We start from the raw sequence: 24,425 nt of genomic DNA, 5'->3' as shown, positions 1-24,425 counted from the left end.
AGGATTTCAGAAGTTAACGAGTTTTAGCAGTATCGATCCTAAATAGCCAACCTAGGGAGAGGTTATGACTATAGAGACTGAATTAAAAACTCTGGTTAGCATCTATGCCAGTTATGATAAAGAAAAAAATTGTTATACAAGTGATTTGAACAATGAAGCTCTTTTACGACTGGACGCTGATTTTATTAAATTAATTAATAAATTGTTGCTTAAAGATGGTCCGGATAAAACAAAAATAAAAAAGAATTATAAGATTTTATCTTTAAATTTTCATCCGGACCTTATAGGAAAATTCAGTCCGGAAGCAAAATGGATTGAGAGCAATCTGTCTGAAAATCGCAATGATGGGGCTTGTTTTAAAACATTATCGCTATGCTATGGGAAGTTAACTTCACCTCAGGATTTTAAACCAATCAAATTTGATGAAATTACTACGCGAGAAGATCTTAAAAAATGGTTGGAAAACTTAAAAAATACTTCCAGAACATTTACTGAACGTCATTTTTATGCGAGCCTTCTGGGTTTATTTGATCAATCTACCGGGTATTTAGATGAAGTAGGAAAAATAAAACCAAAGGGAATCCGTGCTTTAATTTCATTTCTTCCAATGATTTTTATTAGTTTCAGTACCTTTGTTTTTGTTGAAGAATTATTTGCTGTTTATGCGCTTTATTTTGCTTTATTAAAAGGTGGTCAATTTATGGCGGGCAGTAATTCAACAGAGTTACAAAAGCTTGGTAATACCTTGCAAAAAATCACAATAGTTTCTGCCACAACCACAACTACATTATTAGTTCACTTAATCGAAATGACTTTTTGGGCATCTCGTCAGTGCTATGAACTGAGCTTGCAAATAGGTTCTACACTTTTAACACCATTAATTTGCTCCCCTTCCGAGATGACATCTGGGGATTCTGCAGCAGATGAAAATTTATGCCGTGAATTGATTCTTGCAAGTCAGAGTCAAAGTACCAGCGATAATTTTAAAACACCTGAATTAAAAATGATTGCAGCGCCAATTGAATCCTGTCTGGGAATATTAGAGCAACAATTTTTTAGAAACTGGAGAGCGGGAGGCGGAAAACATCGCTCATTAGATGCATTTTTGCTTAGAATGCGTGTAATCGATAAAGATGATGAATTGAAAGTCGAAGAAAAAGTTGCAAAAGCTTCCGAGGCATTAGAATTAGTTAAAAAAGATCCTGGCGTTTACACTCCAGGAGGAAAAACTGCTTTGGCAGTTGACAGGGCTAAACGTGTGATTAGTCTACTTAAAGATGACTCCGGGATGTCGCTTACCACATTAGGATTTCCTACATAAAGTAGCTTTTAAAGCCAGGTATTCATGTTCAATGTCTAAATTTTAGACGTTATATTCATGGTCTTTACCATTATCAAATTCAGGGTAAAATAGAAATACCCCTTGAATTTGGCAGGGTATCTCTGGCAAGATGCGTTAGTTTTGATTATCCAGTGAGGAATTATGAAAGTTCTCGTGGCAGTGAAGCGTGTAATCGACCCTTATGTCAAAATTCGGGTCAAATCGGATCATTCAGGAGTTGAAACACAAAATATTAAAATGGCAATGAATCCATTTGATGAAATTGCTGTAGAAGAAGCGTTACGTTTACGCGAAAAAAATTGGGCTACAGAAGTGGTAGCAGTAAGCATTGGTGATGAAAGTTATCAGGAAACCTTGCGACATGCTTTGGCCTTAGGAGCTGATAGAGCAATTTTGATTCGCACCCAAGATTCATTAGAAAGCCTTAATATAGCAAAAATCTTAAAAAAGATTATCGATGATGAAAAACCCGATTTAGTATTAATGGGTAAGCAAGCCATTGATGGTGATAATAATCAGACACCCCAGATGTTGGCCTCTTTATTAAATTGGCCTCAGGCAACGTATGCTTCCAAAATCGAAGCAAGCAGCGACTGTCTTCAGGTAACCCGAGAAATTGATGGGGGGCTTGAAACAATTAACGTGCACTTGCCTGCAGTAGTCAGCACGGACTTGCGTTTAAATGAACCACGATACGCCAGCCTTCCCAATATCATGAAAGCAAAAAAGAAACCTTTGGAAAACTTGGAACTGAATAGTCTTGGACTGTCACTTAAAAAACACGTTGAGATATTAAAAGTCACTGAACCTGATGCTCGCAGTGCTGGGGTGAAAGTTGAATCAGTGGCTGAGTTATTGAATAAACTACAGCATGAAGCCAAAGTGCTTTGATAAGGGGACACGTGATGAGCACTTTAGTACTCGTTGAACATGATAACCAAACATTACATCCATCTACTCGTAATGTTTTAGCTGCGGCATTGGAGCTGGGCGGCGAACCGACTTTACTCGTTATAGGAAATCAATGCAAAGCGGTAGCGGAACAAGCCGCAACTCTTGCAGGAGCGCATGCTGTTTGGTGTATTGATAAACCATGTTATGAACATCCATTGGCAGAGCAAATAAGTGATTTAGTTTTCTCATTTGCGCATTCATTTAAAGCCATATTAGTACCTGCAAGTACTTTTGGTAAAAATATCGCACCACGTGTTGCAGCACAATTAGATGTGTCTCAAGTTTCTGATGTGAGCAAGATTATCGATCAAGAGACCTTTGAACATCCAATATATGCTGGTAATGCTATAGAGACTGTACGAGTCCTTGACCCAATAAAGGTTTTGACGATTAGAGTAACGGCTTTTAATCCAGTAACTGCAAGCCAGGCTAGTTGTTGCATTGAACAAATCGATAAAGAATTTATTGCAAAAAGCGGACAATTTGTTAAACATGAGCTAAGTAAGTCTGAACGCCCTGATCTGGGAAGCGCTAAAATTGTTGTTTCTGGGGGAAGAGGACTTCAAAGTGCCGAGAAGTTTAAGTTGATCGAAGAATTAGCTGATGTACTTGGTGCTGCTGTAGGAGCATCCCGTGCTGCCGTAGATGCCGGGTTTGTTCCTAATGATTATCAGGTGGGGCAAACCGGAAGGATAGTTGCACCAATGCTTTATATTGCTGTGGGAATTTCTGGAGCGGTACAGCATTTGGCAGGGATGAAAGACTCCAAGATTATTGTTGCAATTAATAAGGATGAAGATGCCCCTATTTTTCAAATTGCTGACTATGGTTTGGTTGGTGATTTATTTGAACTCGTGCCACAGTTAATAGCACAATTAAAAAACCGTTAGAGGGAGAAAGTATGTTAGTAGGTGTTCCAAAAGAAATTAAACCTCAAGAAAATCGTGTAGGTCTTGTTCCTTCTAGTATTAGGGAAATTATACGAGTAGGTAGCGCTGCTATAGTAGAGAAGGGTGCTGGATTGGGAATTGGGATTTCTGATGATGATTATCGACATGCCGGAGCAGAGGTTGTTGATAGTGCGGATGAAGTATTTTCTAGAGCCGAACTCATTATTAAAGTAAAAGAACCGCAACCCATAGAGTGCAAACGTCTTCGCGAAGGTCAAACTTTATTTACCTATTTGCATTTGGCCCCAGATCCTCACCAAGCACGAATGCTTAAAGAGTCTGGAGTTACTGCTATAGCTTATGAAACGGTAACGGAAGATACTGGTGGTTTGCCTTTATTGGCTCCTATGTCACAAGTTGCTGGGCGTATGTCCATTCAGGCAGGAGCGCATTGCTTAGAGATGGCTCAAGGTGGTAGTGGTGTTTTACTCGGTGGTGTTCCTGGGGTAGCTGCGGCAAATGTCGTGGTCATTGGAGGAGGAGTAGTTGGTACTAATGCAGTACGTATGGCAATGGGTATGGAAGCTCGAGTGACAGTACTTGATCGCTCCTTACAACGTTTAAACGAGTTGGACTTCCAATTTGGTTCTAAGATCAATACGGTTTATTCTACTGCGGATGCCATAGAAAAATATACAGCCAGTGCTGATTTAGTGATTGGTGCGGTATTAGTTCCTGGCGCAGCAGCTCCCAAATTAATGACTCGCGCCATGCTTAAATCAATGCGCCCTGGTTCGGTACTGGTGGATGTAGCTATTGACCAAGGTGGATGTTTCGAAACAAGCCGACCTACAACACATCAAGAGCCTACATATGTTGTCGATAATGTGGTGCACTATTGTGTTGCAAATATGCCGGGCGCTGTGCCAAGAACATCAACCTTTGCTTTGAATAATGCAACCTTACCTTTCATTTTAAGTATCGTAACTAAAGGTGTTAAGCTGGCTTTATTGAATGATAAGCATTTACTTAATGGCTTAAATGTTCATCAGGGTAAAATTACCTTTGATGCAGTTGCCCGTGATTTAGGCTATGAGCATACACCGGCAACAATCGCATTGGCTGGTCGATAAAACTTCATTGTTTGTCTGATTTACTCTATCAATTGTAGCCTGGGTGAAGGCAAAGCCGTAACCCGGGATTGAGAAATCCAGTAACCTGGGGTTTCGCTGTGTGTCCCCCACGCTATAATAAACTTTAGGGACGTTGCCTAGGATTTATTTATAAAAACTCACATTATTTACTATTCGCAATTATTTGAATTTGGATCGATTAGAAATGCAATACTCGAAGTTAGGTAGAGTTGCGTCAGTTTGGAGCGCTTCAGGAGAACCGCATGCTAAAGCATGCTTTGGATTTTTTCTCCAGAGAAAGTCGAACTTCGTAATGTGGAAAGCAGCACCAAATGCTTAGAACTGTTTATGAGTGGATTGGCTGAGAGATCCCAAATTTCTGAAAATGATGTCTGATTCACCTGATTTTTATTTTGATGCAGCGCTCAAAGAGAATTGTAATTTACTTTCTTGGTTACTCGAACAGCTTATGAGAATTGCACCAGGTTATTTAATCAAATTTATTATTAATTGCTTGACTCAGTGTATAAACAAAGCTGCAAATTCAATTACTCTTAAAGATTATTAGTTGGAAACATTGCAATCGTATTTTAAGCTTGTGGCCTGGATAAGGCTTCACCTTTACTCCAGGTTATATTAATTTAAAACAAACTATCTTCGCTCATTGGAATTTGTTGCTGATCATTACTCGCATTAAAGACAGGAGTTGGATCTTCTTCCGCTGGAACTTCTTTATTACGAAAATACTCGATGATGCCATTTTCCTGATTAGGACGCGCCAATAAACCACTGTTTGGATCAATGCGAACTGCAATTACATCCTCAGGTTGTCTCATTTCATTTTCAGGTTTTCCTTTCAAAGCCACTTTCATAAAGTCGATCCATAAAGGCAAAGCGAGTCCCGCAGCATATTCATGTAAGGATTTGGGGTTATCAAAACCTACCCATGTTGTTACAACAAGGTCAGAATTAAACCCAGCAAACCAGGCATCTACTAGATCATTAGTTGTACCGGTCTTACCTGCTATGTCTTGGCGATTAAGTACACGAGCTGCGCGGGCAGTACCATGCTGAATAACATCTTTTAAAGCAGTATATATTAAAAAGTTAAGATCCTCGGGAATAACTCGTGGAGCCAGTGTTGAATGGTCCACACTGTTGTCGCAGTTATTACAAACAACGGTTGGTTTGGCTTGCAATAATATTTTGCCATCTGCGTCAGTAATATGATCAATGAGATAAGGTTCGACCTTATAACCACCATTTGCGAAAACAGCATAAGCAGCAGTCAAGTCCATAGGGCTAATTGATAAACTGCCTAAAGCCAGGGATAGGCCTCTAGGAAGTGTTTTCTTATTAAATCCGAAACGAGCTAGGAAATCGATGGTGTAATTGATACCAATGTCATCAAGGATACGTATAGACACTAGGTTTTTAGATTGAACCAAGGCTTGTTTTAACCGTGTCGGTCCATTGAATTTCAAATTCACATTATGAGGGCGCCATAAATTTGGCTGACTTGGATCATCAACGACAATAGGCGCATCATTAATCAATGTTGCCAAGGTATAACCGTTATTTAAAGCTGCAGCATAGACAAAAGGTTTAAAGCTGGACCCTGGTTGCCTGCTGGATTGAGTTGCCCGGTTAAATTTGCTTTTTTGAAAGTTGAATCCACCAACGAGCACCTCTATGGCACCATTTTTAGGATTAAGTGCTACCATTGCTGATTCAGCTTCAGGAATTTGTGCCAATTCCCAATGATCTTTTATTGAGTGAACATAAATAATATCTCCAACAGCAACAATTTGCATGGCTTTGGATGGAGATTTTCCTACCCAACCATTTTTAAGCGCTGGTCTTGCCCAAGATAAACCGGCCCAAGGGATAAGAATGGTTCGGCCGCTTTGTAATGTAGCTGTTGCCTCTTTGTCACGGACTTCAGTAACAACTGCCGGGAGAAGATGGTTAAGCTCCGGATATTTTTCCAGATTTTTTTGAATTGAGTGCAAGGATTTGCTGTCTTTTTCACCAATTGTGGCAACAGGACCTCGATAACCATGTCGGTGGTCATAAGAGATTAAATTTTTTTCGACTACATCATTGGCTGTATTTTGCAATTTTCCATCAATAGTTGTGTACACTTTATAGCCTTTAGTATACGCATCGGGGCCAAAATTATCGTATAAAGATTGGCGAATCATTTCAGCAACATAAGGTGCTTTTACTTCAATAGGAGTGCCATGATACTTCGCTGTAATTGGTTGGTTTATTGCATTTTGATATTGCTCTTCATCGATGTAATGCTCTTCCAGCAAGCGCTCTAATACATGGTCGCGCCGTTTTTTGGCAGCTAAGGGATTTGCGATGGGGTTTTGAGTTGAAGGTGCTTGAGGAAGGCCCGCAATCATTGCAAGCTCTGCCAGATTTAATTCTTTAAGCGGTTTGCCATAGTAAACCATTGCTGCAGCACCAACACCATAAGCACGATTACCTAAATAGATTCTATTAAGGTAGAGTTCGAGAATTTTTTCCTTACTCAATTCCCTATCTATTTTAATAGCAAGCATAATTTCATTAAATTTGCGTAAAAAGGTTTTTTTACGACTTAAGAAAAAATTACGCGCAACCTGCATGGTAATTGTACTTCCGCCTTGAGATTTTGTTCCCGTTTTAACCATACGAACTGCAGCACGTCCCAGGCCTAAAACATCCACACCAGGATGCTCAAAAAAGCGTTGATCTTCAGTAGCAATCAAAGCATGAATCAGCATGGGTGGTATTTCATCATAAGTAACAGGAATTCGCTTTTTTTCGCCATATTCCTGAATAAGCAAACCTTCTTTGCTGAAAATTTGTAAGGGTACTTGCAATTGTACTGTTTTCAATGAGTCTACGTTGGGGAGTTGGCTTTCAAGATAGAGGTAAAATAGACAGCCCGCCACGATTAAAACAAAAAACAGGCTCATCAGCGCCCATAGACCTTTACGCCAGAAGTATGCCATTTTCATAGAGTCATAATGTTTTAAATGAAATTTGGCGGGTATTATACAGTGATTTTCTGTGCGATTGCGAGTTTTGTGCAAAAAAGAGGGTAACTTTATATTAATTTCGGTGTTTCATTGAATTTTTAAGAGAAAATCCAATGAAACACCGTATCAACCGTATCGTTACTCTATTGACAGATTATATGTGCTCGACTCAGAATCTTCCGGCTTTGGTAAACTTTGTAACGAAGTAAATTGAGTAGATTGCTGTTGAAAAAATCGATTAGCTCCTCCTGGTTGAAGCATATTTAATGCAGCAAGACCTCCATAGTATGGGGTGTAAACAGGGAAACGTCTTCCTCGGGCTTCTGACTTAGCTTCGCATAATTCCTGTTTGGTTTTTTCCAATTCCGCAGTTAATTTTTTATTTTCTTCAATTAACTCCAGTGGCGAGGGGTCTGACTCAGACTTTTGTTTATCTGACGATTTTAATTTTTCTAACTCTGCTTGCAACTCTTCTAATTTTAATTTTTGAGCCGCGTTCTCTAATGTCAAAGCTCCATTTATTGATTGTTGTTCTTCTAATTTTAATTTTTGAGTCTCACTCTCTAATTTCAGGGCTTCTTTTTCTGACTCTTCATTTTCTTCTTTTAATTCGGAGCTTTGATTCTTTAGAAAAATTTGCTGTTCGAAGCAGATGTTTGCAGCAAGTTTTTTGAGTTCACCATTAGTGTCTTCGGCAGTCATATGAAGTACAAAAAGAACTTCTTCGATGAGTAGTTGGCCTGAGTTACAGTATTTGTTACCTACATATCGATCGTTCAATAAACCAGATAATTCCAGAGTTTTAGGATCTTTCGAAGGGACTGGATTTAAAGTGACTGGATACTTAAATCCTTTTTTAATATTTAACAATTGTCGAAAATCAATTAATAATTGAGTTAATTGCTCTTGAAAAGTCTGTAATTCTGCGGGATCGAATGGAGTTTTTCTCTCCAGTTGTTCTTTTAGAAAACGGATTTCATGCAAGAGAAAAGAAAGGAATTCCTCACGACCATGATAACCTTTTGTGCACGCATTGATCCTTCCTTCTAAGTACGGAACAAAATTGGTCTTTGTATCTTGAATTATTTCTATTGCACGGTCATAAGATTTTTTCTTGAGTAACGTTGTTGGTTCATCTGTTGCAACAAGTTTATCTCTAGTGTCGACTTGGCTGTCATGATAACGGACTATAACGGTTGCCAATGCATAAATTAACTCTTCTAACCTAGTCATGAAAATCTCCTTTTTCAATACATAAATGCGAAATCCCCTTACAAGTTGGTCTTTCACTATATTCAATGTTTTTGAGAAGCGCAAGTTGTGGTGGAACTAAAAGGTGAAAATGACAACAGGCAATCACTATGATAAGTTTAATCAGGCAAAAAACATTGTAATTTTTTAAGAGGTTACGTTAACATCAACATATAGCCCTATAGGAGTATTTTTTGAATGCATGGAAGATTCAAAGGAATAGGAAACATGCTCAAATTGTTTCAGCCTAAGCATCGTTCAATTCTCGGAATAGATATTACATCAACAGCAGTTAAAGTCTTGGAAATTTCAGGTCAGGAAGATGCATTTGTTGTTGAAAATTATGGATTTGAGGTATTACCAGCGAATGCAATGGATGGGAACACAATTAAGGATGTTGAAGCGGTTTCTCAGTGCATTAAGAAAGTAATTGACTGCCTGCATACACCATGTAAGCAAGCTGCTTTAGCTGTTCCTGATTCCTCAATAATCAGCAAAGTGATACAAATCAATGAGGGTTTAAATGATGAGGAGATGGAGGAGCTAATTGTTACGGAAGCTGATAAATACATTCCTTATCCAATAGACGAAATTAACCTTGATTTTGAAATTTTGGGGCATTCCGAAAAAAATCCAAGCATGCTAGATGTACTTATTGTTGCATCACGAGCAGAAAATGTGAATCAACGTGTTGAAACTGCGATTCACGCAGGTTTAGAGGCTGTGGTGATTGACGTAGAGTCTTATGCCGTGGAGAGAGCGGCGCAACAACTTGCTAAGGATTTACCTGCATCTGGACAAGATAAAACAATTGCTATTATTGATATTGGTGCCTGCTATACACATTTATTTGTATTACAAGGTATGAAATTGGTTTATTCTAGAGAAGAAAAATTTGGAGGGAAGCAATTAATAGACTCGATTGCTGAGCATTACGAAATGTCTTTGGAGCAAGCTGTCCTTGCTAAAGAAAATGGAGAACTACCTGCAGATTATGAAAAAAAAGTTTTGGAGCCTTTTAAAGAAAATATTTTGTTGCAAATCAAACGTACCTTGCAGTTTTTCTATTCTACAAGCCAGGACGGAGAGGTAGATCATATTTTGTTGTCTGGAGGATTAGCTAAGCTTCCTGGATTGGTAGCTTTGGTTCAGGAGCGATTAGGAATGAGTACCACGATTGCCAATCCTTTTTCGTATATGACTCCAGGAAAAATGGTGAATTTGGATTCTATAAATAATGATGCTCCTGCACTCATGGTGGCCTGTGGTTTGGCATTAAGGGATGTTAAGTGAGACTCTATGACACAAATTAACCTTCTTCCTTGGCGAGAATTAAAGCGGGATCAGGAAAAAAAGCTGTTTACAACTATGCTGCTGGTATGTATTGTGGCCGCTGCATTCATTGTATTTTTAATTAACTCGTACGCCTCAGGCTTGGTGAGTAATCAAGTCACGCGGAATCAAATGCTTCAGAAAGAAATTAATACCATGGACGTGCAAATAAAAGAAATAAAAAATTTGCAAAAAGCCAGAGAAATGATCATTTCCAGAATGTCTGTAGTTCAGCATTTACAATCCACGCGTACATTAATGGTTCATTTATTTGATGAATTGATCAATGTAACCCCTGCCGGGATCTATTTAACCAAGATAGAAGGGAAAAACGATGTTATTACCGTTTCTGGTTATGCTGAATCAAATACTTTTGTTTCCATGTTAATGAGAAACATAGAAAATAATGACTGGCTCCATAATCCTCTTCTTAGTGAAATCAAGAAAGAAGAAAATGAAAAAAAGAAACAGCAATCTGCTGAGAATGAATTTAAATTAACTTTTGTGCTTGCCCCTCAATTCCAGATCGGGATAATGTTATGAATAACATTAACCTGAATGAATTAACTCTGGAAAATGTTGGGCAATGGCCATTACTGGTTAAAATCTGTGTTCTTATGGGAGTGAGCATTTTAATTATTGCTCTGGGTTATTGGCTAATCATACAAGACAATTTTAGTCAATTTAATAAACTAAAAGAGCAGGAGGCTACTTTAAAAGTAGATTTTGAAAACAAGCAACGCCAATTATTTAATTTGCCGGCTTATCGTCTGCAGCTGCAAGTTATGACGGAGCGTTTTACATTAATGCTCAAACAGCTTCCAGAAAAAAATCAGATGCCGGGTTTATTAGAGGATATTTCCAAAACAGGGGTAGCATCGGGCTTGAAGTTTGAGTTGTTTGCGCCGCAACCTGAGGTAGTACATGATTTTTATATTGAGCGACCAATAAAAATCTCAGTAGTAGGAACTTATTTTCAATTAGCAATGTTTATAAGTCGGGTCGCTGAGATGGATCGCATTGTAACCTTACATGACTTTAGTATTGAAGAGGTGTCCTCCAAAGATAACAAAGTGGTTTCGGAGGATGAATTGGTGATGAGCATCACAGCTAAAATATATCGATATCGTACACAATGATAAACCGAAAACAAAGAATTGGTTGTATCTGTTCATTGTCTTTATTACTGGTTGCTTGTTCCGGTAATAATGATGATCTGGTGCGATACATCAAGGAGATAAAACACAGAAAGACCCGAGAGATTGAACCAATCCCTTCCTTTGCGCCTTTACCTACTTTTAAATTTCCTGATAATGGCAACAGGAGACGCAATCCATTTAAGCCTGTAACTCAAAAAAAAGAAGAGGTTGATGTTAATGTTCCTGATAAAAATAGGCCGAAAGAGCCTTTGGAAGCTTATCCTTTAGATGCCTTAAAATTTGTAGGCACTTTAAGGAAAGGAAATGAAATATGGGCATTAATCAAATTACCTAACGGAGACATTACTCATGTGGGAACTGGTAATTATATGGGCCAGAATTATGGCCGTGTTGTATCAATTAAGAATAATTCAATTCAATTAATAGAAACAACACAAACATCAGGAAAGTGGGAAAAACATAAAATCAAGCTTGAATTATATACTGGGAATTAGGAGTAAAAGTGCGGAGAATTGTTGCTTTATTCATTTTAATTAGTATGAGTTTAGGGATGGCTTCTGCCCAGAATAATCCTTTGGTATCAGTCAAGGTAATTCCTTTGCCACAGGGGAAGTTGCGTATAGATTTTGAGTTTGCGCAACCTATAAAGCGAGACCCTGCAAGCTTTGTGACCCAAAATCCGGCACGTATAGTCCTTGATTTTATTGACGCTAATCTGCAGTTACCTTCCAAACAGAAAACAAAAGAAATTAAAGTAGGTTCTCTTGATAAATATACTGTTGTTGCAGTGGGGTCCCGTGTTCGGGCTATATTGGATCTAAACTATCCAGTGCCGTATTTAGGCTCAATTTCTGGAAATGTATATACTCTTATTTTGAATGGCAAAAGTAATGAGTTATTCCACACCCCTAAAGAACTTCTAATCACTCATCGTCCAGTCAGAACAAATTATGAAATCAATCATTTTGATTTTCGAGGAATTGAGAGGCAAGGCGGTCGGGCAATAGTGGATGTTTCCAGTACCAGCGTTCCGATTGAAGTAGAAGAGCATGGTAAATATATTATAGTTAAATTTTTAAATACGAAAGTTCCTCAGAACTTAAGGAAACGTTTTGATGTTTCGGATTTTCGCAGCCCAGTGCAAATCGTTACTTTTCAGCAAAAAGGTAAAAATGCACATATGAGATTAGCGGGTACAGGCGCTTTTGGTCAGTACGTTTATCAAGTTAATAAGCAATTCATGATTGATGTAGTTCCTTTGACGCCAGAAGAGGCACAACAGGAAAAATTGAAAAAGAAGGTTTTTTCTGGAAGAAAAATTTCTTTAAATTTCCAAAATATCAGTATACGTGCTGTATTACAGTTACTGGCTGATTTTACTGGAATTAATATTGTAGTCAGTGATAAAGTTCAGGGTAATATTACCCTTAGATTAAATAATATTCCCTGGGATCAGGCTTTGGATATTATTTTGACAACACAAGGTTTAGCAAAGCGTCAGACAGGGAATGTGATATTGATCGATTATAAAGCTTCTTTTGATAAAGTGGAGGCAGAAGAGCTTAAGACCCAAAGCACTATTCAAAAGCTTGAGCCCATACGTTCAGAGCTTATTCAAATCAATTATGCCAAAGCGACAGATCTTGCGATTTTAATTAAAGATAAACAAAATTCTCTTTTATCGGAGAAAGGTCGCGTAAGTGTTGATACGCGAACAAATACTCTCTGGATTCAAGACAGTGGAACTCGAATAAATGAAGTCAGGGAGTTGATTAAACAGTTGGATGTGCCTGTCAAACAAGTACTTATAGAGGCACGTATTGTCGAAGTGACCAAAGACTTTGCTCAAGATATTGGTATTCGTTGGGGTGTTTCTAAGCCAACTCATTTAAGTGGTACATTGGCTGGTGCTAATCAGTTGGCACAAGGAGTTGCTCCGGCAAATGTCGTACCATTTACAGACAGATTAAACTTGGATTTAGTTGCTGCTCCGGTGACAGGTGTGCCCCCTGCTTCTGTAGGTATCGCATTAGCGCAGCTTGGTGATAATATTTTACTTGATCTTGAACTGTCCGCTTTAGAAAGCGAGGGCCTTGCCGAATTGATATCGAGTCCGAAGCTTATTACAGCAAATCAACAGGCTGCTGTAATTGAATCGGGACAGGAAATCCCCTATCAGGAAGCTACTTCAAGTGGCGCGACAGCAGTAGCATTCAAAAAAGCAGTATTAAGTTTAAATGTAACGCCACAAATTACTCCTGATAGTAAGATACTTATGGAACTGAAAATTAATCAGGATAACGCATTACCTAACCTAACATTTAATGGAGTACCAGTAATTGCAACTAAAGAAATTAAGACGAATGTACTTGTCAGTAATGGACAAACTATAGTACTTGGTGGTATTTATCAGCAAGATAAGAGCAAAACCATTACCAGAGTACCTTTTTTGGGTCAGTTACCGGTAGTTGGGAACTTATTTAAAAATACACAAATTGCCCTTAGAAATGATGAGTTGCTTATTTTTATAACACCAAAAATAATCACAAACTCATTATCGATTACGACAATTGAAGGTAGAAAACCAATTCGTTTTGATGAAAAATAAGATTTATCGGAAATTGAGATGAATTGAAACATTGCGTTTAGGTATAGAGTTTATGGGGCGTGGGATATGATCCTACAGACTTATTTTTTAATGAAGTGATATAATAAAAATGATTAAGAGTAAATAGTTATAAAATATGCTCATTTGTTGTAGAATGATGGGCGGGAATTTCTAACTGCGAAAAATACAGTTAGGATTGAGCCCCAAATATCCCCACTTTGGTAAATTACCATATTTTAGTTTAATGCTAAAATGGGAGGTTATTTGGGACTCGATCTTTAATTAATGACATTTCAGTTAAAGAGGTATGTAATAAAAAATGAGCATAGTTAAAGTACGAAATATTTTTCTCATCGGACCCATGGGTGCAGGTAAAAGCACTATAGGTCGTGCTTTGGCAAAGGAGCTCAAATTAGAATTTTTTGATTCGGATGAAGTGATTGAAGAGCGTGCTGGTGCCGATATATCTTGGATTTTTGATATTGAGGGTGAAGATGGTTTCAGACGCCGTGAACAAAAAGTTATTGAAGAATTAACTCAAAAGACCAATATTGTTTTGGCAACTGGTGGTGGAGTCGTAATCACTCCCGAAAATAGAAATGCATTAGCGGGGCGTGGAACTGTAATCTATCTTAAAACCTCATTACAACAACAATTCGAGAGAACGAAGCGAGATACCAAACGTCCTTTGCTGCAGACTAATGATCTTGAAGGAAGATTGGAATTATTAAGGGATGAGCGCGAGCCATTCTATAATGAGCTGGCTGATGTTAGTTTTGAAACAGATAAATTAACGGTCAAGGCGGTTGCAAATAATATAATAAAATATATTTATGGCGAACTTTGAGGTGTATGAGCAAGTTGATGTCTCTTTAACTGAACATCAATATCCCATTATTATTTGTCGCAATGGTTTGCAAAGCCCGGATTTTTTGCAAGATATTATAACATCTTCACAGATTCTAATTGTTACCAACCAGACAATAGCTCCTCTTTATTTAAAATATGTGCAAGCTGCTTTCGCTAAAACTCAATGTGATGTTTTGATATTAGAAGATGGGGAGTACTATAAAAACCAACAAAGCTTATTTGCTATTTATGATGCATTAATCCAAAACAAACACCATAGAGATACGACACTTATAGCTTTAGGTGGCGGTGTGATTGGTGATCTGACTGGATTTGCAGCATCAACCTATCAACGTGGGGTAAAATTGGTTCAAATTCCTACAACTTTATTAGCACAAATTGATGCTTCTATAGGTGGAAAAACGGGAATTAATCATGCTTTAGGTAAAAATATGATTGGCAGCTTTTATCAACCTCAAGCCGTGATTGTTGATTTGAATACATTAAACACACTTCCAGAAAGAGAGTTTCGTGCCGGTTTGGCAGAAATGATAAAATATGCATTACTTGCTGGAGGCAAGTTTTTCAAATTACTAAGTGATGCGGTTCAACTGGGATTAACCCCCAAAAGTTTGCAGTTGCCCCAATTAATTGCTGAATGTTGCCGTATTAAAGCGCAGTTTGTTGAAGCCGATGAAAAAGAAGCTGGACTGCGGGCCTTACTGAATCTTGGGCATACTTTTGCTCATGCACTGGAAACGTACACACATTATCAACAATGGTTACATGGTGAGGCAGTAGCGATTGGTTTATACTGTGCCGCAGTTTTGTCGCATAAAATGCATTTAGTTGATAAGCAATTGGTGGAACAAATAGAACAAATTCTGCAGCATGCGGGTTTACCACATAAAATTCCAAGAACTATTAATTTAGAAAGACTCAAAGATTTAATGCAAGCGGATAAAAAAATTAAAAATAACTGTTTACGTTTTGTTCTGATTAAAAAGCTCGGTGACTGTTATCTTGAGGCTGGCGTAACAGAGGATTGTTTATATAACGCACTAAATGCGGCTGTAGAGGAGAATAAAAATGAAAGAGGGAGTAATTCAGTCTGAGGTAGCGGCTGTAACTCAACCAAGAGTATTGTTTAAACCCAGATCTTGGCTCGCTAAGATTGATTTCATTAACCATTTAATTCTTTTTAACAATGTGCTTATTACGATTTTATCAGAGAAAAATGGAGGTAAAACTTCTTTTGGTACTTTGCTGCAAAGTAATTTAGATCAACAAATCAAATCTGTTTCTATGACAGTGAAGCCTCCTTGCAATAGAGAAGACATTATTCAGGAAATTGCAAGTCAACTGCATCTTAATTATGATGAAAATACAGATATTAGCTCTTTAGTTGTACAAATTAATGAGCGTAAGGCACATGTGTTGCTATTAATTGATGATGCACAACATTTGCCTGAGTCTCTAATTAAAGAAGCAATGTTAGCAATAAAAAATCAAGAAAGTTTTAGTTTCTTCCATCTTTGCCTCATATCGGATTACTCAATTGTCGCAACACTTAATAATTTAGTCGCTTCGTTTTTTGATAATTTAGTTCATAGCATAGAATTAGGATCATTGAATGAAAACGAAACGAGGACTTATACGTTACAACGTGCTATGGCTGCGCATTTAATCAGTAAACCTTTAACTGATGCTCAGTTTAAGCAGTTTTATCAACTTACCAAAGGGGATGTGGCAAAAATTAATAGTAATTTGGAATCATTTATATTTAAGTGTGCTTCCCAAAAGAAAAAAGAACCACGAAAACTGATAAAAAAATTAGGTATTGCAGCCAGCGTGGCAGTGATTATAGGACTTATTGGTTTTTATTTTACCAGAAATCATGATTTTTCATCTTTCCATCATTTAGTAACGACTCATCCAGTACAAGATAAAAGCACAGAAACTTTGGTAGTGAAGCAGCAAGTGCAGCCTGAAGTATTAGTGAGCCAAATCCCTTCTTGGGAGGATTCTTCAACACGACAATTGGTCTATGCTGCTTTGCCCAAAAAACAAGTTTTGGATGATCTCAATGATGAGATGTCGGGTGATATTGTTGCAATTATTGATAAGGTCGTTGTGATTCCTAAATTACAAATGAAAAATTTAGCGGGGCAAGAGCCTAGAATTCCTGAATCTGAGTTTAAACGGGAAAGTCCAGAATCTGATCTGACGCGAGAATCAAAAACAGTTGAGATTCCAACGGCTAAACAAAATAAAAAAGAACAGTCTTCGAGTTCAAATACAAGCACCCCTCTTTATACCATACAGGTTGCTGCCAGCCATAATAAAAATGATATAGAACGTTTTCAGCAGAATAATAAATTATTTACTCAAAATGCCAAAATAAGACATTTCACTAATGCAAAAGGTGTTTGGTACATACTGACTGTTGGGGAGTTTGAAAGTAGGACTGAAGCACAGCATAATATAACTCAGTTACCAGCAGCTTTAGCTAAGTTACATCCTTGGGTTAGACCCGTATCGAATCTTAGCTAAGTTGCTCTAGGCTTGATTAGCCAATCATAAGGAACGTAGCGCTGCACCCAGGCTACGTTCTACTAGCGTTAAGTGTCGGTATTTAATGACTGCGTTATTTGCTCAATACGTTCTTCTGCGGCTGCATAGACTTGCTTAAAAAGATCAAAAAAGTCAGGAAAAGAAAGTTTTTCCAAAGAATGAGCTGTCACTCCATGAGGGGTACTAACACCCGCTCTTAATTGGGCAAAAGAGCGCCCTGATTTTTTAGCTAATTCTGCAGCACCAAAAACAGATTCTAAGGCAATTTTTTCGGAGAGCTCTTGTGGAATGCCTCTACTGACTGCTGCTTTTTCCAATGCCTCGAGAAAGAGAAAGACATACGCTGGTGCACTACCGATAGGGGCTGTAAGCGTATCAAGCATGGATTCCTTCTCAACCCAAAATGTGCAGCCTAATTCATTAAAAAGGGCCTCAACTAGTAATTTTTGTTCTGATGTTGCAGAAAAATTAGCAAATAAAGCAGATGTTCCTTTGCAAAATTCAGTTGGGGTATTGGTCATAACACGAATAACTCCCAAGTCTTTCTTTTCGAGCCAACGAGTTATGTTATCAATATCAATTACACCCACTAAAGAAACAAAAACAGGTTGTTTTAGTTGTACGGTTGAGCTAATTTCTTGGCATACATTCTGCATAAACTGAGGTTTTACTGCAAGAATAAGGATATCGGCGCTCATGACCGCATGAGTATTGCTTTTGGCTGCCTGCACCCCTAGTTCTTTAACCAAACGTTGTAATTTACTGGGATCTCGAGTGTTCAATATTATTGAACTTGCAGGATGTCCACTTTTAATGAGGCCGCGTGCAACAGCACTTCCTAAATGACCTGCACCGATAATTGAAATGGTTTTATTTTTTAACATATTGTCCTTTATTTTAAATTTCCCTCAAAATATCAAGATGCAAGGGCTTATGTCAAGAACGGATCCAGGTAAGTATATGCAAAATAACTATTTTACATTGAATATCTTATATATCCTGTTACACTAAAAAATTAAAAAAGGATTTAATCCTATATCTGTCATGCCTGCTTTGTACGAAAGGATTTTGATAAAGTCAGTTGGGCATCAATTTATCAATTATTTATGGACAAAGAATAGTAATGATGGGAACAGTGCAGACACAAGAAAAAATCCGTGTAAAATGGCGTGATATTAATGGTTGGAACTATTATTTCTTATTGAAGTTCGCGCTTTTATGGGGTGGATATTTAAATTTCCATTCTTTTGCCAATCTAGTTTTTTTGGCTTTTTTATTATTTCCTTTACCATCAATATTTCTTCATCGCTGCCGTAATTGGATAGCTATTCCTATAGGTATCGCTCTCTTTTATCACGATACGTGGTTACCGGGTTTAAGTACAATTATGAGTCAGGGTACCAATCTTTTTGCTTTCAGTTCTAATTATCTTCTTGAGCTATTAAATCGTTTCATTAATTGGCAATTGATAGGTATGGCTTTCATCCTCTTAGTCGTTTACCTGTTTCTTTCTCAATGGATTCGCATTACTACGCTTACAGTAATTGCTTTAATTTGGTTAAATCTTCTTACTCTAACAGGACCAACTATTAATCTTTTGCCAGTAGAAAGTAAGACCGCTATGACTAACGTACAATCTGGAACAGAGACAAGCGGGTTAGCAGAGTTTAGCAGTAATTTGCCGCCCACTAATGAAAATCTCAATACATACTTGAATCAATTTTATGAACAGCAAAAAGGGTTGCATACCATTTTTCCAAGTTCTCTTTCTGCTGATGCACTGCCTTTTGATATCATGTTTATTCAGGTGTGCTCTCTTGCGTGGGCAGATATAGATGCGGTGCATTTAAGAGATCATCCTATATGGAGTAAATTTGATATTCTCTTTAATCAGTTCAATTCATCTGCTTCATATAGTGGACCTGCTGCAATACGCTTATTACGTGCAAGCTGTGGTGAAACACCCCATACTAGTCTTTATAAGCCTGTAGCTCAAAATTGTTATATTTTGGATAACGTAGCCAAACTTGGTTTTTCTCCCGAGATGATGCTTGACCATGAAGGTGAATTTGGTAATTTTCTCAAAGAGATAAGAGAGTATGGCGGTTTAGATGACGTGCCTTTAATGTCGCGAGCGGGCATACGTCCTGATCTTGTTTCATTTGATGGAAAACTTCTTTCAGATGATGGTCAATTACTGGATAAATGGCTTAAGCAACAGAAGGAGTCAGGAAAAAAGCGTAATGTTACCTATTTTAATGAGATTTCGCTTCATGATGGTAATACATTTATTGGTGAAAATGCGCCCGCACCCTATGAGGCACGGGCAAGAAAACTTTTAGATCAAACAATGAATTTCTTTACCACATTGGAAAATTCAGGCCGTAAAGCAGTTGTAATTTTTATCCCAGAACACGGAGCTAATCTTGTTGGTGATAAATTACAAATGCCAGGGTTACGTGACATTCCTAGTCCAAGCATTACACTTGTACCTGTTGGAATCAAATTTATTGGTTTGAAGGCAAAACCAGATCAAATACAAATAAATGAGCCAAGCAGCTATTTGGCTATATCAGAATTAATTGCGCGTTTAGTAGATGGAAAAATATTTAGTCAGGAAAATGTGAATTTAGATACGCTAACCAAAAATTTACCAAAAACTCCCTTTGTTTCATCCAATGAAGGTGTTACTGTGATGAAATATCAAGATAAATTTTATATTTTATTAAAAGGTGACAATGCTTGGGTTCCTTATCCTCAGTAATTTTCTAAGCGTAGTAATTGTCTTGAAAAAAATTCAAGACAATTACTACGCTTCACCGAGGTTATGATGATCAAAACACTTTATCTAAAATTAGAATAAGGTACTAATGGAACGATTGGCATGTTCATATCTCCTTGCCAGCCTTCAAATGAGTAGCGAAGAAAAAGAGCAGCATGGCTTGGGGTATAGTCTGTTGACTGTTGGATATCTAACCATCCACCGATAACAAAATGTGAACCAAGTCGACGTTCTATCAATGCAAGTACAGAATAACCATAGCCTGTGCCAGGTCCACCCGTTTGGATGAAGTTTTGCGAAGGATCAAAATTTGGAATCAGGTTTGGTAAGGGATAAGCAAGCATGTCTTTGGTAGTGTCGCGTGAATAGGTTATCGAACCACCTAATTCATAAGACCAGTTTGCAGTACGTCGGCGATAATTTATCGGAAGTGAAAATGATATATAAAAATTAGGGCTAAAGTACCCGCCTTGTCCAAGATTATATCCAAATAGATTCTTTTCATAGTGCCAGACCATATTTGTGACTCCAATGGAAAGACGACGGTTCTCTTCATTAATGATTTTGTAATAATAACCATCTAATAAAAGAATACGTGTATTAGATACCACGTTTTTCCCAGTTAGCTTACTGCCAATAATATTAGCCCAGACGCCATGAGCTTCGCCGCGATCGTAACTCAGCGACAAAGTGAGACCTGTAGCAACTACTCCTCCCCATACGATTCCCGTATTGGGATCGACAGTTCCTGAAAAAGAAAGTAGGGAGTTCGTCATAGGACGTTGAGATGCGGTAATTGTCCAACCCACATTTCGTATTTCACCGTTGTAATTGATGCCGCCAATCCAATTTTTTACAGGAAATCCTATAGGTGTTTGTCCAATATCAAACCCCCAGAGGGGGTTTTGCCAGCCGCCATCCCATCCTATACCCTTTGTCGTCTGTTTGATACCAGTTGAACATCCGTTGATAGCACAAGTACCAAAATCATCAAAATAAACTCCATCTATTGGAGAAAAACTTCCAGCACCTAAATTGATCCTGTCCGCTCTAAAAAAAGCACGGCCATTCGAGTATGCCCAATCTGCTTGTGCTATGGTATCCTCGGCACGTAAGTCGGAAATTCCAGCTGAACCCGGCAAACGCCAATAATCTTCATGTACAGTAATGCGCGTTTCTTGTTGCCGATAAAGTAGGGCTGATTCAGAGCGAATACTACGTTTTAGCCAATCATCTTCTATATGATTACGGGTTAACCAGGTATAATAATCGTTGCTGGCAGGCCATACAGAAGTAATATTACTTTTAACCATTGCCTTTTTGTAATCTTCCTGAGCTAATTTAGGCATGCGAAGTTGTGTTTCCAAACGGGCAGCATCGCGAAATATAAGCGCACTATCCTGACTAGGTGCTGCATTAATACTTTCTTTTTTGAGATGGTTGAAAATAGTCAGTGCTTTTTTGGGGCTTCCTACAGCATTCCAGGCATTCGCCAACCTTCTTTGCATGTTAAGATTAAAAGTCAATTTTATCTTTTGCTGCTGTTCCAGCAACTGATGTGCTTCTTTCTTATTTCCCAAAGCGATAAGTGATTCTATAACTCCAAGATTTGCATCAGCATTGAGGGGTTCATGAGTTTTCACATCTTGATAATAATTCAATGCTTTTGCAAATTCGCCATCGAGCAAAGCCCAATCTGCTAAAGTGAGTTTGATAGGTGTGGTTTGTGTTTGACTCATTAAATAAGCTGCTGCGCCTTGTTTATCACCACTGTCGCGTAATTGTTGGGCATGCTGTAAAATCAATTCCGTGGTCAACCGTTGTGCCAATTGACGTATGTCTTCATTCCATTGATTTTGCGGTAAAGTATGAAGATGGGTCAGCGCTTGTTGTAACTGATCCATACTCGATAAATAAAGTGCGTAAGCATATACTTGAGTCGGATTTGTTCTTTGTTTTGCAATCAACCGCTGAAATAAGTCATGTGCCTTTTTTAACTCACCTTCATGATTCAATGCTAAGGCGAAATGATAAGTTAACCAAACATTATCCGGGTCAATTTTTAGTGCTTGCCTGTACTTTTCTATTGCTTGTTTCCATTGGTTTGCTTTTTCAAGACGTTCTGCTTGCTCTTGTAATAAAGCGCTTTCCAAACTACGTTGAGCATCTTTAAATTTGCTTTTTAGATCTTCAGGCAAACTATTGAGGTAATTCAGTGCCTTTTGTAACGATTGACGCTTGTAGATGCCAATGAGCCCAAAGACCGCGGTACCCTTTCCCGGACTAATGATCAATGCTCGTTTAAATGCTTGTTCTGCATTGATAAAATTTTTGCGGGCAAATGCTACTTCTCCTATCCCAACCCAAGCATCATAACTCCTATTATCTAAAAGGAGGGCTTGCTGATATCGTTTTTGCGCCAAATCAATATTACCTGCTTGAAATGCTGTTTCGCCACTGGCAACCCATAATTCTGCAAGCCTATCTTTGAGTGCATAAGACCAATTATCCTGGTTCTTATTATTAGAATAAACGTGATGTGCTTTTAAAAAATTATAAAGCTCTTGCAAATGGTTAAATGCGTTTTGACGCTGAGCGGGTATTCTTGAGACGATGCGCCAATATTCAGTACTTAATTCTGGAGTAGGAAAAATTCCATGAAAAAGAGCATCATATTGAGCTTTAGCTAAATCGAGATGCCCTGACATGGCCATTATTCTTGCTTGTTGCAATTTTAGTTTTGCTTCAGGCTGTGTAAGGAGTACACTCATTTTAGCTTGTTTGTATTCCATTGAATCAGGGGCTTTTTGTTTTAGTTCCTCAAGTAGTTCTTCTGCTAGAATCAGGTTCTTTTGACGTATCGCAAGTCTGATACGTGCTGCAAGAACTTCAGGATCATTAGGGGCTATCAATTGTAAACGCTCAAGAGAGCTTTTTACAAAATCATCTCTATAATAGGTCTCACCCCAAATTACCTGATCCAATAAAATCTGTTTGGGGTTGATATCGATGGCATAAACTTTTAGAGTAATTAAGCTAAACAATAATAATCTGACTATGAACATTAACTAATCCAATTATTCTGTCGAACTATCTCCTTGGAGCTTTCGACTCCGGGTTGATCAAATGAATTTATATTCCAAATTACACCTTGGACAAAAATTTTATGTTCGTATAAAGAAATCAGTGAACCAAGAGTTTTTGGCGAGCATTCAGTCAAAGAGAGAAGATTGATAGGCATTTCTCCGTCAATGTAACTGTGAGGATTTTCTCCGTGATTTCCACCTTTCGTTAATACTTCTTTGTGGGCATGACATATTTTATTAATTACCTTACCATCAAACGTTTTAACACTGATTAAATCAGCAGCTATTTTATGTGTTCCTTGACACAAAAGCTGATAATAACTGTGTTGTGCATGATTACCCAGACCACCCCAGATAATGGGGCCTGTCGCATAATCAACTGTACGACCTTGTCTGGTTATCGATTTACCATTACTTTCCATATCGAGTTGCTGAAGATAGGGAACAAAATACTGTAAGTCTTGAGAGTAAGTCATGACCAGCAAGTTATTAATATTTAAAAAATTAATGTTCCATATACCTAATAATGCCATAAGGACGGGTAAGTTTTTTGCGAAAGGCTCTGTGCAAAAATGCATATCCATCTTGTATGCCCCAACAAGGATTTCTGAAAAATGCTCGAAACCAATGGCGATACAAGAAATTAAATTAATGGCTGAGCAGAAGGAGTAACGCCCTCCAACCCATTCCCAGATAGGGAGAATGGTTTCCAAACCCATTTCTTGAGCTTTTTCAGTATTTGCGGTGACGGCAATAAAATGCTGGTTAAAATGTTGCTCCTGATTTAGCCAAGATAAAGCTTTTTGATAATGAGATAAAGTTTCTGGAGTAGTAAATGACTTCGAGGAAATAATAAATAAGGTAGTTTCTGGGTTTAGTTTTGCAGTACTACGTGAGAACGCGTTTGGATCAATGTCGGAAATAAAATGAAATCCTAATCTGTCTGTTACTAAATCACTTAATGCATTAATACAAAAAAAAGGACCAAGCATAGAGCCTCCGATTCCTATATTCACTACATCAGTAATAGGTTTTCCAGAGTAACCACGCCACTCTCCATTTCTGATTTTTGTGGAAATTAGCTTCATCATATTTCGCACACGAACTATCTCAGGAATAATATTATGTTCATTAACCAATATGACTTTATCTTCTGGAGCACGAAGTGCTGTATGCAAGGCGGGCCGATTTTCTGTATTGTTAATAGGCTTTCCAACCATCATGGCATTAATATGTTCAAGCAGACCACTCTCATGAGCAAGCTCAAGAAGTGAATCTAGAATTTGGGGATTAATATGTTGTTCACTGTAATCCAGAGTAATGCTGTCGCTGGATACACAATAATTTTTTGTTTCCGAATTTTGGTTAATGTATGTTTTTGCGTATTTTTCGAGCTTTTTCCACGAGTTCATTTTCGTTAGATGTTCCATAT

18 protein-coding genes are annotated in these 24,425 nt (G+C 37.9%); 13 read left to right on the top strand and 5 right to left on the bottom strand.

The window, feature by feature from the left end; translation table 11 throughout:
- The first annotated feature begins 64 nt into the window (after positions 1–64).
- From Ltuc_RS09600 to ald, 4 genes are all read left to right on the top strand, one after another.
- Positions 65–1,321, top strand: coding sequence for a hypothetical protein (locus Ltuc_RS09600; protein WP_058521043.1), 1,257 nt, complete (start codon positions 65–67; stop codon positions 1,319–1,321).
- Between the two features lie 162 nt (positions 1,322–1,483).
- On the top strand, positions 1,484–2,233 hold the full coding sequence (locus tag Ltuc_RS09595; protein WP_058521042.1) for an electron transfer flavoprotein subunit beta/FixA family protein: 750 nt from the start codon (positions 1,484–1,486) through the stop codon (positions 2,231–2,233).
- A gap of 14 nt (positions 2,234–2,247) precedes the next feature.
- Complete coding sequence (locus Ltuc_RS09590) at positions 2,248–3,186, top strand: electron transfer flavoprotein subunit alpha/FixB family protein (RefSeq protein ID WP_058521041.1); 939 nt, start codon at positions 2,248–2,250, stop codon at positions 3,184–3,186.
- Positions 3,187–3,197: 11 nt separating this feature from the next.
- A complete protein-coding gene (gene ald / locus Ltuc_RS09585; RefSeq protein WP_058521040.1) occupies positions 3,198–4,319 on the top strand; it encodes an alanine dehydrogenase in 1,122 nt (373 codons plus the stop codon).
- A 641-nt stretch (positions 4,320–4,960) separates the two neighbouring features.
- On the opposite strand, the gene Ltuc_RS09575 is transcribed toward ald, so the two are convergent.
- Positions 4,961–7,330 (bottom strand): penicillin-binding protein 1A, encoded by a 2,370-nt coding sequence (locus Ltuc_RS09575; RefSeq protein WP_058521660.1) that lies wholly within the window; start codon positions 7,328–7,330, stop codon positions 4,961–4,963.
- Positions 7,331–7,489: 159 nt separating this feature from the next.
- Positions 7,490–8,584, bottom strand: a complete 1,095-nt coding sequence (locus Ltuc_RS09570) for a hypothetical protein (protein ID WP_058521038.1) — start codon at positions 8,582–8,584, stop codon at positions 7,490–7,492.
- A 246-nt stretch (positions 8,585–8,830) separates the two neighbouring features.
- On the opposite strand from Ltuc_RS09570, the gene Ltuc_RS09565 reads away from it, so the two are divergent.
- The 8 genes from Ltuc_RS09565 to Ltuc_RS09530 all read left to right on the top strand — a co-directional run bounded on the left by Ltuc_RS09565 (position 8,831) and on the right by Ltuc_RS09530 (position 17,104).
- Positions 8,831–9,895: a pilus assembly protein PilM gene (locus Ltuc_RS09565; RefSeq protein ID WP_058521659.1), complete on the top strand. Its 1,065-nt coding sequence runs from the start codon at positions 8,831–8,833 to the stop codon at positions 9,893–9,895.
- A gap of 6 nt (positions 9,896–9,901) precedes the next feature.
- Positions 9,902–10,477 carry a PilN domain-containing protein gene (locus Ltuc_RS09560; protein ID WP_058521037.1) on the top strand — a complete coding sequence of 192 codons (576 nt, stop codon included), beginning with the start codon at positions 9,902–9,904 and terminating at the stop codon, positions 10,475–10,477.
- Complete coding sequence (locus Ltuc_RS09555) at positions 10,474–11,073, top strand: type IV pilus inner membrane component PilO (protein WP_058521036.1); 600 nt, start codon at positions 10,474–10,476, stop codon at positions 11,071–11,073. Before Ltuc_RS09560 ends, Ltuc_RS09555 begins: the two co-directional genes overlap by 4 nt.
- Positions 11,070–11,588: a pilus assembly protein PilP gene (locus tag Ltuc_RS09550; protein WP_058521035.1), complete on the top strand. Its 519-nt coding sequence runs from the start codon at positions 11,070–11,072 to the stop codon at positions 11,586–11,588. The genes Ltuc_RS09555 and Ltuc_RS09550 overlap by 4 nt, the downstream gene beginning before the upstream one ends.
- 8 nt (positions 11,589–11,596) lie before the next feature.
- Positions 11,597–13,702: a type IV pilus secretin PilQ gene (locus tag Ltuc_RS09545; protein ID WP_058521034.1), complete on the top strand. Its 2,106-nt coding sequence runs from the start codon at positions 11,597–11,599 to the stop codon at positions 13,700–13,702.
- 319 nt (positions 13,703–14,021) lie between these two features.
- Positions 14,022–14,549, top strand: coding sequence for a shikimate kinase AroK (gene aroK, locus Ltuc_RS09540; RefSeq protein ID WP_058476563.1), 528 nt, complete (start codon positions 14,022–14,024; stop codon positions 14,547–14,549).
- Positions 14,536–15,666: a 3-dehydroquinate synthase gene (gene aroB / locus Ltuc_RS09535; RefSeq protein WP_058521033.1), complete on the top strand. Its 1,131-nt coding sequence runs from the start codon at positions 14,536–14,538 to the stop codon at positions 15,664–15,666. Before aroK ends, aroB begins: the two co-directional genes overlap by 14 nt.
- A complete protein-coding gene (locus tag Ltuc_RS09530; RefSeq protein WP_058521032.1) occupies positions 15,641–17,104 on the top strand; it encodes an SPOR domain-containing protein in 1,464 nt (487 codons plus the stop codon). The genes aroB and Ltuc_RS09530 overlap by 26 nt, the downstream gene beginning before the upstream one ends.
- Before the next feature lie 68 nt (positions 17,105–17,172).
- Here Ltuc_RS09530 and proC read toward each other — a convergent pair whose 3' ends face one another.
- Complete coding sequence (gene proC, locus Ltuc_RS09525; RefSeq protein WP_058521031.1) at positions 17,173–18,009, bottom strand: pyrroline-5-carboxylate reductase; 837 nt, start codon at positions 18,007–18,009, stop codon at positions 17,173–17,175.
- 239 nt (positions 18,010–18,248) lie between these two features.
- Between proC and bcsG the strand changes: the two genes are divergently transcribed.
- Entirely contained in the window at positions 18,249–19,889 is a 1,641-nt protein-coding gene (gene bcsG / locus Ltuc_RS09520) for a cellulose biosynthesis protein BcsG (protein WP_058521030.1), read from the top strand.
- A gap of 80 nt (positions 19,890–19,969) precedes the next feature.
- On the opposite strand, the gene bcsC is transcribed toward bcsG, so the two are convergent.
- Positions 19,970–22,972, bottom strand: coding sequence for a cellulose synthase complex outer membrane protein BcsC (gene bcsC / locus Ltuc_RS09515; RefSeq protein WP_058521029.1), 3,003 nt, complete (start codon positions 22,970–22,972; stop codon positions 19,970–19,972).
- A complete protein-coding gene (gene pgi / locus Ltuc_RS09510; protein ID WP_058521028.1) occupies positions 22,972–24,423 on the bottom strand; it encodes a glucose-6-phosphate isomerase in 1,452 nt (483 codons plus the stop codon). Before pgi ends, bcsC begins: the two co-directional genes overlap by 1 nt.
- Between the last annotated feature and the right edge of the window lie 2 nt (positions 24,424–24,425).

Source organism: Legionella tucsonensis, assembly GCF_001468035.1.
Classification (GTDB): Bacteria; Pseudomonadota; Gammaproteobacteria; order Legionellales; family Legionellaceae; genus Legionella; species Legionella tucsonensis.
This window is presented reverse-complemented; position numbering and strand designations above follow the sequence as displayed.

Coding starts and splice junctions, on each gene's coding strand:
- Ltuc_RS09570 (WP_058521038.1), bottom strand. CDS start 8,584: ATGACTAGGTTAGAAGAGTTAATTTATGCATTGGCAACCGTTATAGTC.
- aroK (WP_058476563.1), top strand. CDS start 14,022: ATGAGCATAGTTAAAGTACGAAATATTTTTCTCATCGGACCCATGGGT.
- bcsG (WP_058521030.1), top strand. CDS start 18,249: ATGATGGGAACAGTGCAGACACAAGAAAAAATCCGTGTAAAATGGCGT.
- Ltuc_RS09600 (WP_058521043.1), top strand. CDS start 65: ATGACTATAGAGACTGAATTAAAAACTCTGGTTAGCATCTATGCCAGT.
- Ltuc_RS09575 (WP_058521660.1), bottom strand. CDS start 7,330: ATGAAAATGGCATACTTCTGGCGTAAAGGTCTATGGGCGCTGATGAGC.
- Ltuc_RS09590 (WP_058521041.1), top strand. CDS start 2,248: ATGAGCACTTTAGTACTCGTTGAACATGATAACCAAACATTACATCCA.
- bcsC (WP_058521029.1), bottom strand. CDS start 22,972: ATGTTCATAGTCAGATTATTATTGTTTAGCTTAATTACTCTAAAAGTT.
- aroB (WP_058521033.1), top strand. CDS start 14,536: ATGGCGAACTTTGAGGTGTATGAGCAAGTTGATGTCTCTTTAACTGAA.
- ald (WP_058521040.1), top strand. CDS start 3,198: ATGTTAGTAGGTGTTCCAAAAGAAATTAAACCTCAAGAAAATCGTGTA.
- proC (WP_058521031.1), bottom strand. CDS start 18,009: ATGTTAAAAAATAAAACCATTTCAATTATCGGTGCAGGTCATTTAGGA.
- pgi (WP_058521028.1), bottom strand. CDS start 24,423: ATGGAACATCTAACGAAAATGAACTCGTGGAAAAAGCTCGAAAAATAC.
- Ltuc_RS09530 (WP_058521032.1), top strand. CDS start 15,641: ATGAAAGAGGGAGTAATTCAGTCTGAGGTAGCGGCTGTAACTCAACCA.
- Ltuc_RS09595 (WP_058521042.1), top strand. CDS start 1,484: ATGAAAGTTCTCGTGGCAGTGAAGCGTGTAATCGACCCTTATGTCAAA.
- Ltuc_RS09550 (WP_058521035.1), top strand. CDS start 11,070: ATGATAAACCGAAAACAAAGAATTGGTTGTATCTGTTCATTGTCTTTA.
- Ltuc_RS09555 (WP_058521036.1), top strand. CDS start 10,474: ATGAATAACATTAACCTGAATGAATTAACTCTGGAAAATGTTGGGCAA.
- Ltuc_RS09565 (WP_058521659.1), top strand. CDS start 8,831: ATGCTCAAATTGTTTCAGCCTAAGCATCGTTCAATTCTCGGAATAGAT.
- Ltuc_RS09560 (WP_058521037.1), top strand. CDS start 9,902: ATGACACAAATTAACCTTCTTCCTTGGCGAGAATTAAAGCGGGATCAG.